14 protein-coding genes are annotated in these 13,724 nt (G+C 38.3%); 7 read left to right on the plus strand and 7 right to left on the minus strand.

Annotated features, from left to right (window positions below; genetic code table 11):
• The first annotated feature begins 164 nt into the window (after positions 1-164).
• Entirely contained in the window at positions 165-746 is a 582-nt protein-coding gene (locus tag AADH04_RS06080) for a phosphatase domain-containing putative toxin (protein ID WP_434779350.1), read from the plus strand.
• A gap of 14 nt (positions 747-760) precedes the next feature.
• On the opposite strand, the gene holA is transcribed toward AADH04_RS06080, so the two are convergent.
• The 5 genes from holA to gatC all read right to left on the minus strand — a co-directional run bounded on the left by holA (position 761) and on the right by gatC (position 5,763).
• Complete coding sequence (gene holA, locus AADH04_RS06085; protein WP_434779351.1) at positions 761-1,786, minus strand: DNA polymerase III subunit delta; 1,026 nt, start codon at positions 1,784-1,786, stop codon at positions 761-763.
• An 18-nt stretch (positions 1,787-1,804) separates the two neighbouring features.
• The gene (gene lptE, locus AADH04_RS06090; protein ID WP_434779352.1) at positions 1,805-2,407 is read right to left on the minus strand and encodes an LPS assembly lipoprotein LptE; all 603 of its coding nucleotides are present in this window, start codon (positions 2,405-2,407) and stop codon (positions 1,805-1,807) included.
• Positions 2,408-2,435: 28 nt separating this feature from the next.
• Complete coding sequence (gatB, locus tag AADH04_RS06095) at positions 2,436-3,866, minus strand: Asp-tRNA(Asn)/Glu-tRNA(Gln) amidotransferase subunit GatB (protein ID WP_434779353.1); 1,431 nt, start codon at positions 3,864-3,866, stop codon at positions 2,436-2,438.
• A gap of 57 nt (positions 3,867-3,923) precedes the next feature.
• A complete protein-coding gene (gene gatA, locus AADH04_RS06100; RefSeq protein ID WP_434779805.1) occupies positions 3,924-5,375 on the minus strand; it encodes an Asp-tRNA(Asn)/Glu-tRNA(Gln) amidotransferase subunit GatA in 1,452 nt (483 codons plus the stop codon).
• 100 nt (positions 5,376-5,475) lie between these two features.
• A complete protein-coding gene (gene gatC / locus AADH04_RS06105) occupies positions 5,476-5,763 on the minus strand; it encodes an Asp-tRNA(Asn)/Glu-tRNA(Gln) amidotransferase subunit GatC (RefSeq protein ID WP_434779354.1) in 288 nt (95 codons plus the stop codon).
• Positions 5,764-5,965: 202 nt separating this feature from the next.
• Between gatC and AADH04_RS06110 the strand changes: the two genes are divergently transcribed.
• The 6 genes from AADH04_RS06110 to AADH04_RS06135 are packed head-to-tail and all read left to right on the plus strand — an operon-like array spanning position 5,966 to position 12,102.
• On the plus strand, positions 5,966-7,006 hold the full coding sequence (locus tag AADH04_RS06110; protein ID WP_434779355.1) for a rod shape-determining protein: 1,041 nt from the start codon (positions 5,966-5,968) through the stop codon (positions 7,004-7,006).
• Between the two features lie 16 nt (positions 7,007-7,022).
• Positions 7,023-7,934 carry a rod shape-determining protein MreC gene (gene mreC, locus AADH04_RS06115; RefSeq protein ID WP_434779356.1) on the plus strand — a complete coding sequence of 304 codons (912 nt, stop codon included), beginning with the start codon at positions 7,023-7,025 and terminating at the stop codon, positions 7,932-7,934.
• Entirely contained in the window at positions 7,934-8,422 is a 489-nt protein-coding gene (mreD, locus tag AADH04_RS06120) for a rod shape-determining protein MreD (protein WP_434779357.1), read from the plus strand. The genes mreC and mreD overlap by 1 nt, the downstream gene beginning before the upstream one ends.
• The gene (mrdA, locus tag AADH04_RS06125) at positions 8,419-10,356 is read left to right on the plus strand and encodes a penicillin-binding protein 2 (protein WP_434779358.1); all 1,938 of its coding nucleotides are present in this window, start codon (positions 8,419-8,421) and stop codon (positions 10,354-10,356) included. The genes mreD and mrdA overlap by 4 nt, the downstream gene beginning before the upstream one ends.
• Positions 10,349-11,455, plus strand: a complete 1,107-nt coding sequence (gene rodA / locus AADH04_RS06130) for a rod shape-determining protein RodA (RefSeq protein ID WP_434779359.1) — start codon at positions 10,349-10,351, stop codon at positions 11,453-11,455. The genes mrdA and rodA overlap by 8 nt, the downstream gene beginning before the upstream one ends.
• A 26-nt stretch (positions 11,456-11,481) precedes the next feature.
• Positions 11,482-12,102: a MarC family protein gene (locus AADH04_RS06135; protein WP_434779360.1), complete on the plus strand. Its 621-nt coding sequence runs from the start codon at positions 11,482-11,484 to the stop codon at positions 12,100-12,102.
• 126 nt (positions 12,103-12,228) lie between these two features.
• Here the strand turns inward: AADH04_RS06135 and AADH04_RS06140 are convergent, their stop codons facing one another.
• Together AADH04_RS06140 and AADH04_RS06145 are read right to left on the minus strand one after the other, a co-directional pair.
• The gene (locus AADH04_RS06140) at positions 12,229-12,366 is read right to left on the minus strand and encodes an autotransporter outer membrane beta-barrel domain-containing protein (protein WP_434779361.1); all 138 of its coding nucleotides are present in this window, start codon (positions 12,364-12,366) and stop codon (positions 12,229-12,231) included.
• A 37-nt stretch (positions 12,367-12,403) separates the two neighbouring features.
• Positions 12,404-13,624: a multidrug effflux MFS transporter gene (locus AADH04_RS06145; protein ID WP_434779362.1), complete on the minus strand. Its 1,221-nt coding sequence runs from the start codon at positions 13,622-13,624 to the stop codon at positions 12,404-12,406.
• Between the last annotated feature and the right edge of the window lie 100 nt (positions 13,625-13,724).

A 13,724-nucleotide genomic window follows, 5' to 3' on the forward strand; every position in this document is an offset into this window, starting at 1 on the left:
GGGGAACCTTATATCAGTATGAATCAGCAAATGCATTGAATATAAAATCTATTTTATGATTTCACTGAACAAGGTAAACACTGTAGCCAGTACAAATCAACTTTGTTTTATGTTACCCTCACTTATCTTAAATCAAATACTTTATCAATGTACTGAATCTCTTTATGAAAAACATTTTCTTATTTTTAATTTGCCTTGCATTTTCCTCCACATCTATTCTTAGTCATGCACAAACAAATAATCAACAACGTCCAACCAACTGGGCTACACCGATGACTCACAAAATAGGGAATCTACATCAAATTACACCAAACCTTTACCGAAGCGAACAGCCTTTAGCGGAAGACTTAAATATTTTAAAAGAATTAAATATTAAAACTATTGTGAATCTTCGAAGTAGAAATAAAGATAAAAGGGAGTTATCACAAACAGACCTAAACTTGGTACATATTCCTATTAGAACTTGGGCTATTAAAGAACAACAAATTGCAGATGCACTATGGGCAATTGAACAAGGGCAAAAACAAGGTTCTGTTTTATTACACTGCTATCATGGTTCAGATAGAACAGGGCTGGTTTCTGCTATGTATCGTATTATTTATCAAGACTGGTCTATTGAACAAGCCAAGCAAGAAATGAAACAAGGCGGTTATGGATTTCATAGTATTTGGATTAATATTGAAGATTTTTTTACACCAGAACATGTTAACAACATTAAAATGCTATTAAAAGAAAAACAAACATAATGCTTATTTTATTTTTATTGATTTAGACGATATTCTGAGGATAACATAAACAAAACATTTTTCACTTCTTCCCAAGCATTTCCTGCTTGTGCCCCCTTAATTTGTCGATCAATTTTTGCGCATAATTGCAATGCGGATAACAGTTTTTTTGTACCTATGCGTTTTAAAGCCAAAGGAGCCAATGTTTTTTTTGCCCCCCATAAACGCAAAACGGGCGCTAATGTATTAATATTTTTACCTTGTGCCATACCTGCTCTTAATTTTAACAAAGCACGTATATCTTCAGTTAACGCCCACAATAATAATACGGGCGCATCAGCATCCTGCTCTAAACCAGCAATTAATAAATTTACTCGGTTTAAATCTGCACTCATCCACGCCTCTGCCAACTGAAAAACATCAAAACGAGCAACCTGCGCAATACTGTACTGAATATCCTCTAATGTTAATGTGCTTCCTTCAGGGAAAAGTAAAGTCAATTTATCAATTTCCTGTTTGGCAGCTAATAAATTACCTTCTACCCGCTCTGAAAACAGTGTTAATGCATCTTCTGCAATAGATAATTTATGATGATTTAAACGGATTTTTAGCCAATTTGGTAAAGCTTCTTTAGTCACCGCTTTATTTTCTACTACCACCCCTTGCTTGGATAAGGCTATGAACCATTTACTTTGTAATTGGGTACGTTCTAATTTAGGCAACACGATCACAATTGTTGTGTCTTCAGGAATAGCGTTTGCTAGCTGCTGTAAAGCCTCACTGCCTTCATTACCAGGTTTACCAGTTGGAATATGCACTTCAAGCAATTTTTTATCAGAAAACAGGCTCATACTGGCCATACTGTCTAATAGGTCACGCCAACTAAAGTGATTATCGACTACATGATTTTCTCTTTCGAAAAATCCTTGTTGTTTAGCTGCGGCTCTAAGCACATCAATCGTTTCAAGATTTAATAACTCTTCCTCACCATGGATGAGATATAAAGATTGTAAAGGCTCTATATTTTTAGCAAGCACACCTTGTATGATTTGGTTAGCCATATTTAACCACAATCTGATCTATTTGTTTTTGGAAGATTTTGTACGGCTCTTTGCTGTACTATTCTGTTTTTTTGGGGTATTTTCTGAAGAGGTTTCAGTTTTTTCTTGCACTGCAGGCTCTTCTGCTTGAAGTTGAGTAGGTCTTAAATGTGCCAAGCGACGCATAATTTGATCAGCTGCTTCACTACGCATATCCTGCCAAAGCATTTGCTCTTCTTCTGCCTTCCCTAATACTTGATTATCTGAATATGTATAGGTTCTACGTACGAACACATCCATTGGTTCACCATACGGCACACCTTTGGTCAGTAATTGTGCCTTAACTCTTAATGTCAGCAAATACTCATTAACATTACCACCACGATTGATCATTAAAATATCTTTTTGTGTTTGCTCATCAGATACTTTTAATACTGCCTCTGCCTCCTTGGCATTTTCTACCAAGGTAATACGTGGTTCTCGTTTAATCACTGTGCGTAAACTTGCTGCCAAACTGGTGCTGTCTTCAAGCAATACGGATTGAAAAGGGAAAGGGGGTAAATTACTCCCTAAGCCCCTTAACTGAAAACCGCAGGCGCTCAAAACCAAAACCAGCATACAAACAAATAAACGCTTTAACATGATATTCTATTTCCTCTAAATTCAAATTTTATGCCAGTTTTGCTTTCATCAACTCTTGTACCTGAGCAGGATTCGCTTTACCTTTTGATGCTTTCATTACTTGCCCAACCAAGGCATTTAAGGCTTTTTCTTTACCTGCTTTAAATTCTTCCACTGATTTAGGGTTTGCTGCCAATACTTCATCAATCATCGCTTCAATTGCGCCTGTATCTGTTATTTGTTGCAAACCATCACGTTCAATAATGGCTAAAGCGGTTAAATCACTTGACCACATTGTTTCAAATACTTGTTTGGCTAATTTACTGGATAAGGTATTGTCTGCAATTTTATCAATTAGACCAGCCAATCGTTCTACATTAATTGGGCTGTCTTTTAGGGTTAAACCCGCTTTATTTAAGCTGGCAGATAATTCGCCATTGATCCAGTTTGCAGCCAACTTACCTTGTTTGGTCTGAGTGGCTAATGCTTCAAAATATACAGCTTGCTCTAAACTGCTGGTTAATAAGCTAGCATCATATTCTGATACACCATATTCTGTCACAAAACGTTTGGCCATAGCAGCAGGAAGCTCTGGCATATTGCGGGAAACTTCGTCAATTTGCTCTTGTGAAATGTGCATAGGTAATAAGTCTGGATCAGGGAAATAGCGATAATCATGCGCATCTTCTTTAGAGCGCATTGCTTTTGTTTCACCTGTGTCGGGATTAAATAGCCGTGTTTCTTGAATGACTTTACCACCATCTTCAATCAATTCGATTTGCCGATTCACTTCATATAAAATCGCAGCTTCCAAGAAACGGAAAGAGTTCAGGTTTTTAATTTCACAACGGGTGCCAAATTCAGTTGTGCCTAATGGTCGAACTGATACATTGGCATCAACCCTAAACGAACCTTCTGCCATATTGCCATCACAAATATCCAACCATGTCACTAAGGTATGCAAGGCTTTTGCATAAGCAACCGCTTCAGCGGCAGAACGCATATCTGGTTCAGAAACCACTTCAAGCAATGGTGTGCCTGCACGATTTAAGTCAATTCCAGATACGCCAACCATACCTTCATGCACAGATTTACCCGCATCTTCTTCTAAATGCGCACGAGTCACACGAATGGTTTTTTGTTCACTCTCACTCAGTTTGATAGCCAACTGACCATGTTCAACAATAGGCAATTCCATTTGACTGATTTGGTAGCCTTTAGGCAAATCTGGATAAAAATAGTTTTTACGTGCAAATACATTTTTTTTATTGATTGTTGCACCCAAAGCCAAACCCAATTTAATTGACCGCTCAACCACACCTTTGTTTAAAACGGGCAGCACTCCAGGAAAAGCCAGCTCAACAATAGAAGCATGTGCATTAGGTTCGGCACCAAAAGCTGTAGAGGCTCCGGAAAAAATCTTTGATTTTGTGTTTAACTGAACATGAACTTCTAGTCCAATGACGACTTCCCAACTCATAACAATTGCCTTTTTATTGTGGTGGCTTTTTTGCCAAATATATTGATTAATCTTAAGTTAAAGTGCCGGCATTTTTTTATGCCAATCAGTAACCTGCTGAATTTGATGGGCAATATTCAATAATTTTGCCTCTGTGAAATAATCACCAATTAATTGAGCACCAATAGGTAAACCTTTACTGTTGAAACCTGCAGGTAAACTCATTGCTGGCAATCCAGCCAAATTCACAGGAGTAGTATAAATATCGCCTAAATACATTTTTACAGGGTCATCTTGTACACTGCCTTGTAAATAGGCAGCACTTGGTGTGACAGGCCCTAAAATGACATCACATTTTTTGAAAGCTTCTTGAAAATCATTGGCAATCAAGCGGCGTAATTGCTGTGCTTTAACATAATAAGCATCATAGTAACCATGAGAGAGCACATAAGTGCCAATCATAATGCGGCGTTTTACTTCTGCACCAAAACCTTCTGAACGGCTTTTCTCATACATATCAGTTAAATCATCATATTGTGGTGTACGATAACCATAACGTACACCATCAAAACGAGACAAATTGGTAGAAGCTTCAGCAGAAGCAATCACATAATAAGAGGCAATAGAAAGTTCTGTATGTGGCAAGCTGATTTGCACAATGTTTGCGCCCTGTGCTTGAAGTTGTGCCACCACATCTTCTATTGCTTTAGCTACTTCAGCATCAAGCCCATCAGAAAAGTACTCTTTCGGTAAACCAACTGTTAAACCTTTAATTGGTTGATTTAAACCCTGAGTATAATCTTCTTTAGCACGTTCAAGGCTGGTTGAATCTTTTTGATCAAAACCAACCATTGAATTCAGTAACAAAGCACAATCTTCTGCTGTTTGTGCCATTGGCCCTGCTTGATCAAGGCTGGAAGCATAGGCAACCATACCAAAACGGCTGACCATACCATATGTTGGTTTAATACCAGTAATACCGCAATAGCTTGCGGGTTGACGAATTGAGCCACCCGTATCACTCCCCAATGCAGCAGGTGCCAACCTTGCAGCGACTACTGCTGCAGAACCACCAGAAGAACCGCCAGCAATGGCATCTAGCTGCCATGGATTTGAAACAGTACCATAAAAAGAGGACTCATTGGTTGACCCCATGGCAAACTCATCCATATTGGCGCGCCCCAATGTCACCATACCCACATTTTGTAAATTTTCAACTACTGTTGCGGTATAAGGTGAAACAAAACTGTCTAACATTTTTGAAGCACAGGCACTACGCCACCCCTTTTGACAGAATAAATCCTTATAGATGATGGGTACACCCGTTAAATCTGGTGCATTGCCTTGTGCAAGGGCTTTATCTGCTGCTTTTGCCTCAGCAAGAGTGCACTCTTCATTCAACGTCACCACAGCATTTAACTTGGGATTCTGTGTTTTGATCTGGGATAGATACTCTTGAGCCAGCTCAAGAGCAGAAATCTTTTTATTTTTTAAAGCGCGAACACTTTCTATTACAGTTGTATTCTTCATCATTTCACTTTATATTTTATTTAAATTGCCCCTGATAAAGCATCAAAATGAGCATTAGTTTTATTTTATATCAGGTATCAGAAAAATTTAGTTCGGGTTTTTATTCGATTACTTTGGGCACCAAATACAAACCATCTTGCACCTGAGGTGCTACTTTTTGATATTCCTCGCGATGATTTTGTTCTGTGACTTCATCTTCACGCAAACGCAAAGCCATATCCTGTGGATGGCTCATGGGCTCTACTCCTTCGGTATTAACCGACTGCATTTTTTCAATCAACGCAAAAACATTATTGAGCTTATTATGAGCCTCAGCAAATTCACTGTCACAAAAAGATAAACGTGACAGACGCGCTATTTTTTTCACATCATCTTGAGATAACGACATAAAAATCCTTTAAAACCTTTAAAAGTAGTTAGCAAACCGAAACAATATAGGTTATCATAATGCGTTGTTTTCGCCTACTTAAAACGGCGTACCCAATCACATTTAGGGTAAAATTTTAACAAAAAACACGGATATCTGACAGCTTGGCTGTAAAAATAGAATTTTATATCAAAAAAACCGAATATTAACTTTAGGAAAAAACATGTTTCGCTTTTTAACCTCTTATTTTTCTAATGATCTAGCAATTGATCTGGGCACAGCCAACACCCTGATCTTTGTTAAAGGAAAAGACATTGTACTAAATGAACCATCTGTTGTGGCCATACAAAACGACCAAATCAGCAATAAAGTATCTATTTTAGCAGTAGGCTCTGATGCAAAAAAAATGCTGGGACGAACACCTGGCTGTATTGAGGCTAAACGCCCGATGAAAGATGGTGTGATTGCTGACTTTACTGTAACAGAACAGATGCTTAAATACTTTATAAAAAAGGTTAACAACAGCCGCTTGGCGGCTTACCCTCGGATCATTATTTGTGTGCCATGTGGCTCTACTCAAGTAGAACGTCGAGCAATCCGTGAATCTGCATTGGCAGCTGGTGCATCAAGTGTTGCACTCATTGAAGAACCTATGGCCGCAGCAATTGGTGCAGGTTTACCGATTGAAGAGCCAACTGGTTCTATGGTTGTGGATATTGGTGGAGGGACAACTGAGGTTGGTGTCGTTTCTTTAAGTGGCGTGGTGTACTCTCACTCAATTCGTGTGGGTGGAGATGCCTTTGATGAAGCCATTATCAATTATATCCGCCGTAACTATGGCATGTTGATTGGAGAAGCAACTGCCGAAGAGATTAAAAAGAAAATTGGTTCTGCCTTCCCAGGTGCTGAAGTGAATGAACTTGAAGTAAAAGGTCGCAATTTGGCAGAAGGTATTCCTCGCTCATTTATTGTGTCTTCTAACGAAATTTTAGAAGCATTAAGCGAACCACTTAATCAAATTGTTCAGGCAGTTAAAATTGCTTTAGAACAAACGCCACCAGAACTAGGTGCTGATATTGCTGAGCGTGGCTTGGTGTTAACTGGCGGTGGTGCGTTATTAAAAGATATTGATAGGCTTTTATCAGAAGAGACTGGTTTACCTGTATTTATTGCTGAAGATCCTTTAACTTGCGTGGTTAAAGGCTCTGGAAAAGCACTAGAAATGCTGGGCAAAGTCAACTCTGTTTTTGTTCCTAATCCCTAGGAGTAAATGAAATTCTATGTCGCAAGGATTTTCATTTAATTACTCAAATCGCGGAACAAAACCAGTAACTAAATTGGTTGTTTTTTCATTACTTAGTATTGGTTTAATGATAGCAGACGAACATCTCTCTCTTATGAAAGGGATTAAATCTGCTGTCTTAACTGTGTTGTACCCTATTCAATGGGCGGCTGACCTTCCAGTACAAGCATATGATCATGCAAAAATATTTTTGACCAATCAATCTGAGCTACATGAAGAAAACCGAAAGCTTCTGATTGAAAACACTGAGTTAAAAGCCAAACTGGGCACGCAAAATACGTTGTATCGTAGCTTGGCAGAGTTACAAGCTTTACAGAACATTCAATCACGTTTTCCTGCTGTTGTGACCTCAGCGCAAATTATTTCGACACAACAGGACCCTTTTTCAAATAAACTACTGATTTCAAAGGGAAGTAGTTCTGGTGTTGAGCTGGGTCAACCTGTTATTGACAATCATGGTTTACTTGGTCAAGTAACTACGGTGCAACCTTATAGTGCGGAAATCACTTTATTAACCAATAGTAAACAAGTAATCCCTGTGATGATAGAGCGCACTGGAGAAAGAGCGCTACTTTATGGTTCTGGAAATGGTGTCGACTTGCGTTACTTAAGCACCAATACACAATTACAAACGAACGACATACTGGTCACATCTGGTTTAGATGATGTCTATAGCCCTGGTATTCCTGTAGCAAGGATTATTGAAGCCACGAAAAACATTGCTTCTCCTTTTTATCGAACACAAGTGGTACCTTTAGCAGGTGTGAATCAGTCACGTTATATTTTGGTTTTAGCTAAAGCAAAATATCGCTCAGCATCGCCCTCTACGCTCAACAATAATGATAAGGTGCTACAACAGCAACATTCAGCTAGTCAGGAAGGTGCTTAATGGAGCATTTAAATGAATTTCGTAAGCATATTCCAACCAGACTGATTTATTTAAGTTTCATTGTTGCTTTATTTATTGAACTCATTCCTACCAGACATTGGTTACCTGATGTCGTAGGACTTTTAATTTTATATTGGATCATCAACACCCCTGAGCAAGTTAATCTAGGTACCGCGTTTGTACTGGGTATCATTACAGATATTGCAACCCAAAGTTACCTAGGCCAGCATGCTTTAGCTTATACCATGACCAGTTTTCTCGTATTAAATAATCGAAGAAGCATTATTTTACATAATTATGGCTGGCAATCTTTGGTTGCTCTGGGTACATTATTTGGCAATCAACTCATTATGGGCATCATTGGATTCATTCGTAGCCACAAAATACCTTCATGGGATTATATTATCCCTGTATTTATTGGTGCCGCTTTATGGCCACTATTGAATAAATTGATTATTTTTTCCTATAAATCCCGTGCAAAAAGATGAGTAAAACCATACTAAAAAAGGAAAAAAGCAAGCACAATCCTCAGCAGGATTTCTTGTCACGTATTGTGGTTGCTTTTTCTCTCATTTTAATTTGCTTTTGTATTCTAGCTGGGCGTTTTTACTATTTACAGGTCATCAAACACCAAGACTATATTACACAAGCGGAAACCAACCGTATTTCACTGATTCCTACATCACCTAGCAGAGGGACAATTGTTGATCGAAATGGTATTGTTCTTGCACGTAATTATTCGGCCTACACACTCGAAGTCACACCAAGTGAGGTGGATAAATTAGGTGACACAATTGAACGACTAAAAGCTTTTGTTGATATTACAGAAGGCGATTTAAAAAGATTTAAGAAATTTAAAGCAGATGCACGCTCTTTTGAAAATATTCCTCTTAAATTAAAGTTAACAGAAGAGGAAGCAGCACAGATTGCAGCAAACTTATATCAATTCCCTGGTGTGGAAGTACGTTCACGCTCTTTTCGGGAGTACCCGTATGGACCACTTACAGCACATGTCCTAGGGTATATTGGGCGAATCAGCCAAAAAGATGAGCAACAATTAAAAGAGACTGGTCGCTATAATTTATATAAAGGTTCTACTCATATCGGTAAAATAGGAATCGAAAGCTATTACGAAAATGAATTACATGGCACCCCAGGCTTTGAAGAAGTGGAAACCGATGCAGTTGGACGAGTTGTCAGGGTATTGAGAACAACACAACCTCAAGACGGAGACACACTCAAACTGGCCTTAGACATTAATTTACAAAAAGAAGTAGATCGCTTATTTGGTAATAGACGTGGTGCATTGGTGGCTATTGACCCCAAAACTGGTGGTGTTCTTGCTTTTGTCTCCAAACCCACTTTTGACCCAAATCTATTTATCGATGGTATTGATACTGAAACATGGAATAGCCTAAATACAGATTTGCAAACCCCCTTAATTAATCGAGCATTACGTGGGGTATACCCACCTGGTTCGACATTTAAGCCTTTCATCGCCATGGCAGCTTTAGAAACAAAATCATTGACCCAAAGCACGATTTTACCTGCACCTGGTACTTTTTCTTTACCCGGTTCTAAACATGTTTTTAGAGACGCTTCTCGTAGAGGACATGGTGCTGTCAATTTATCTACTGCGATTCAGGTTTCTAGTGATACGTTCTTTTATCGCTTAGGTTGGGATATGGGTATTGATAAAATACATCCAACCTTAAAAGAATTTGGATTGGGTGAATATACGGGTATCGACTTGGACAATGAAGCCAAAGGTATTCGGCCAAGCAAAGAATGGAAAGCTGAACGCTATAAATCCAAACCCAATGAAGCAAAATGGAATCCTGCTGATGTCATCAATGTCAGTATAGGCCAAGGTTATAACACTTATACGCCTTTACAAATGGCCAATGCCACAGCAATTCTAGCCAATGAGGGTGTTGCCTTTAAACCCCATATCGTTCAAGAGGTCATCAACAATAGAACGGGCACTGTCACTAAAATAGACCCTCAACCTGACCGGATATTGCCTTTTAGCAAAAGTAATATGGACTATGTCAAACATGCTATGGTTAAGGTGATGAAACCTGGCGGTACAGCAGCCCGTTTAGGTGCAGGCATGAGCTACAATGCTGGAGGAAAAACGGGAACAGCCCAAGTTGTGCAAATCAAACAGGGCTCTGTTTACAATGCTGGCGCATTAAGAGAAACGCATCGAGATCATTCTTGGTTTATTGCTTTTGCACCAGAAAACAACCCTCAAATTGCTTTAGCGGTTATTGTAGAAAACGGTGGATGGGGTGCCAGTGCAGCAGGCCCCATCGCCCGTCAAGTATTGGACTTTTATTTATTACCCAGATTAAGAAAAGCCGCATCTCCCCAAACAACCAATCAAGAAACTGCTCAACAAGGCGCTTCCAATGAATAATGCGCACCCTCTTAAACGTTTATATAATTTTATATTTGACCCTTTAGATAAATGGCTCTTGGTTTGTTTATTGATTGTTTATATCATGAGCCTTTTTTTACTGTACTCCGCAGATGGTCAGGATCTTGGTCAGTTAAATAATAAATCATTACACACCATTTTAGGGTTTACTTTAATTTGGGGGTTAGCAAAGGCAAAACCCCAGTTTCTGGCTAATTTCGCTGTACCTTTATACGTCATAGGGGTAATTTTGCTGATCGGAGTGGAAATTCCTGGGCTTGGCGTCAAGGTCAATGGTGCGACTCGTTGGCTTAACTTAGGCATTACCCGTATTCAGCCTTCAGAAATCATGAAAATAGCCGTACCCATGATGCTTGCTTGGTACTTTCAAAAACATGACTTAACCTTAAATTGGCGTAATTTTATTGTCGCCATTGTGCTTATTTTGATACCCTGTTTTTTGATTCTCAAACAACCTGATTTAGGCACAACGCTTTTAATTGCCGCATCGGGTATTTTTATTTTATTTTTTGCAGGACTTTCATGGAAAGTGATCATTGCCTCAATTATCTCATTTATTTTAGCCATACCTGTGATGTGGTTATATGTAATGAAAGATTATCAAAAAATCAGGGTACTGACCTTAATTGACCCAATGCAAGATCGTCAAGGAGCTGGCTACCATATTATACAATCCATGATTGCTATTGGTTCTGGTGGTGTATGGGGCAAGGGTTGGTTAAATGGCACACAAACACATTTAGATTATATTCCTGAAAGTACAACAGATTTTATTTTTGCCGTTTATGCAGAAGAATTCGGTCTCATTGGCAATATATTATTATTATTGGTTTATTTGGTTATTTTAGGTAGAGGTTTTGTAATTGCCAACCGCGCACCTACTTTATATGGACGTTTACTCAGTGCTGCTTTGACCATGACCCTTTTTTGTTATGCTTTTGTTAATATGGGTATGGTTAGTGGCATTTTACCTGTAGTCGGTGTACCTTTACCTTTAGTAAGCTATGGTGGGACAGCAACTTTATCCATTATGTTTATTATTGGCTTACTGATGGGTATAGCCAATCACAGACGTTAAAAGCATTAAAACTTTGAGGATACCTCATGGAAATAATCAAAATAATGATTGCGCTCTTGGTTCTAATGAACCCATTAGGTGCTATTTCTCTTTTTATTGGTTTAACACCAGGGTACTCGCAAGAAGAACGCAAAAAAATTGCCAAAACATCTTTTATCACCATCATTATTGTCGTTTTTTTCTTTTCACTTTTAGGTGAAAGTATTTTACACTTTTTAAATATCAGTATTGGTTCATTCCGAGTGGGTGGGGGTATTTTAGTGATGCTTATAGCCATTAGTTTAATGAACCCAAAACCAACTGATACAAAAACCACACAAGAAGAAAAAGACGAAGCAGAAAACAAAAGCAATATTGCCGTTGTTCCCTTAACCATTCCATTGCAAATTGGCCCTGGCACAATTTCCACTATTATCATCTACTCCTCTGCCGCAAAAACAGGCTGGCAAACGATACAACTACTTGTTGCAGGATGCATCGCAGCAATGATTTCTTATAGTGCATTGGTTATGGCTACACCAATTAGCAAAATTTTGGGACAAACGGGTATTAATATTGTCAATAGATTAATGGGCATGGTACTGGCAGCAGTTTCGATTGAAATTATTGTTGCGGGTTTAAAAAATTTATTCCCAACTTTATTATAAAAAGAAATTTAAAAACAAGTGCTTTTTTCATTCTCATTGGCTGGATCTCATCTAAAAGCAATAAACATTTACTCATAAAAAATGGCCATACATAAATGGCCATTTTACATAGATAACTTAAGTCAATTAAAAACTAAAACAGTATCCTGCATTAATTTGTTTTTGATTAAACTTACTGCCTATAGAATAAGTTGTATCTAAATACACATTGTGATTCTTTTTAATTTGTGCGTTCAAAAACAAATGATGAAAAATATAATTCACTTACAAATAATGTTGTGGTTATAAATAGTTCGTATTATCAAACAGCAATAGATTTTTTGTTTTTAATAAAGAAAAAATATAAAGCATTCAAACTCAAACCACATACACAAAAAACAAACATTGTGAGCGTTAAACCAAAAACACTCCCCCACACCAAAGGCACAACAAGCCCAGCAACAATGCCACCTGCCATTGATTGCATACAACCTTGTAAAGAGGAAGCCGTGCCCCTTAGTTTAGGAAACAAATCCATCAAAGCGATCATCATAGAAGGCGCCACAATAGACATGCCCATACAATAAAACCCTAAAGGAACCACAACCATCAACAAAGTAGGTGTAAAAAAAGCATGGTATAAAGTTGTGGTTAATGTTGCTAGAATCATCGTCACATAACCAAAGCTGACAGTGTTTCTGACCGTTATTCTCCCAGCCAAGCGCCCGCTTAAAAAAGCGCCTAGCATAATACCCATAACTAATGGCCCAAACAACCAAAAAAACTGTGTCTCAGGGATACCCAAATGTTCAACCAATAACATATGAGAAGAAGGAATAAAAACAAACATACCGGCTGAATTAAAAGCTAATGCTAAACTTAATAAAAAAAACTCAGCACGTTTAAGCACCTGCCAATAGTTCTTAAACAAAGCACTAAAACTAAACGTACTACGCTTATCAACTGGATGAGTCTCAGGCAACTTAAACCATGAAGCGGCCAATAACAACAAACCCAATATACACAAAAATACAAAAATAGAACGCCACCCCAATAAAGTGAATAACTGCCCGCCTAGAACAGGAGCCAATGCAGGTGCAAGAGAAAATAACATGGTGACCTGAGACATAATTTTTTGTGCTCTAACCCCATCAAAACAATCACGAATAATTGCCCTCCCCACCACCATCCCTGCACCACCACACACGCCCTGAATAGCACGCATCATAAGCAGCCCTTCTAAAGTGTTCACAAAAACACAGCCAATAGAAGCCAAAGCGAATAGAGCCAAAGAAATCAGAATAACCTTACGTCGACCAATGGCATCGGAAACGGCACCATGTAAAAGATTAGTGATGCCAAAACACAGCATATAGGCAGAAATAATCAATTGCGTCTGTTCTTGTGTGCTGTTTAAATCCTGACTAATGGCTCCCATTGCAGGTAAAAATGTATCAATGGAAAAAGGCCCAATGGCAGCCAACCCTGCCAACAATAAAGTAAACACCAGAGAAATTTTTTGTACATCTTTATTTATACTCATTAAAAATCATGCCCTCTTTAAATCTTATCAACTGCTTGCTTTTCTATAAAAACACTGAATATTTAACCCAGTAATGCTCTAACAAAGAAATTAGGTGACT

The organism is Neisseria sp. Ec49-e6-T10 (assembly GCF_051132615.1).
Taxonomy (GTDB): domain Bacteria; phylum Pseudomonadota; class Gammaproteobacteria; order Burkholderiales; family Neisseriaceae.

Bases quoted from the DNA above. Each gene is read 5' to 3' on its own strand.
- AADH04_RS06110 (WP_434779355.1), top strand. From the start codon at position 5,966: ATGTTTCGCTTTTTAACCTCTTATTTTTCTAATGATCTAGCAATTGAT.
- holA (WP_434779351.1), bottom strand. From the start codon at position 1,786: ATGGCTAACCAAATCATACAAGGTGTGCTTGCTAAAAATATAGAGCCT.
- gatB (WP_434779353.1), bottom strand. From the start codon at position 3,866: ATGAGTTGGGAAGTCGTCATTGGACTAGAAGTTCATGTTCAGTTAAAC.
- lptE (WP_434779352.1), bottom strand. From the start codon at position 2,407: ATGTTAAAGCGTTTATTTGTTTGTATGCTGGTTTTGGTTTTGAGCGCC.
- gatC (WP_434779354.1), bottom strand. From the start codon at position 5,763: ATGTCGTTATCTCAAGATGATGTGAAAAAAATAGCGCGTCTGTCACGT.
- mreC (WP_434779356.1), top strand. From the start codon at position 7,023: ATGTCGCAAGGATTTTCATTTAATTACTCAAATCGCGGAACAAAACCA.
- mreD (WP_434779357.1), top strand. From the start codon at position 7,934: ATGGAGCATTTAAATGAATTTCGTAAGCATATTCCAACCAGACTGATT.
- gatA (WP_434779805.1), bottom strand. From the start codon at position 5,375: ATGAAGAATACAACTGTAATAGAAAGTGTTCGCGCTTTAAAAAATAAA.
- AADH04_RS06080 (WP_434779350.1), top strand. From the start codon at position 165: ATGAAAAACATTTTCTTATTTTTAATTTGCCTTGCATTTTCCTCCACA.
- mrdA (WP_434779358.1), top strand. From the start codon at position 8,419: ATGAGTAAAACCATACTAAAAAAGGAAAAAAGCAAGCACAATCCTCAG.
- AADH04_RS06135 (WP_434779360.1), top strand. From the start codon at position 11,482: ATGGAAATAATCAAAATAATGATTGCGCTCTTGGTTCTAATGAACCCA.
- AADH04_RS06145 (WP_434779362.1), bottom strand. From the start codon at position 13,624: ATGAGTATAAATAAAGATGTACAAAAAATTTCTCTGGTGTTTACTTTA.
- rodA (WP_434779359.1), top strand. From the start codon at position 10,349: ATGAATAATGCGCACCCTCTTAAACGTTTATATAATTTTATATTTGAC.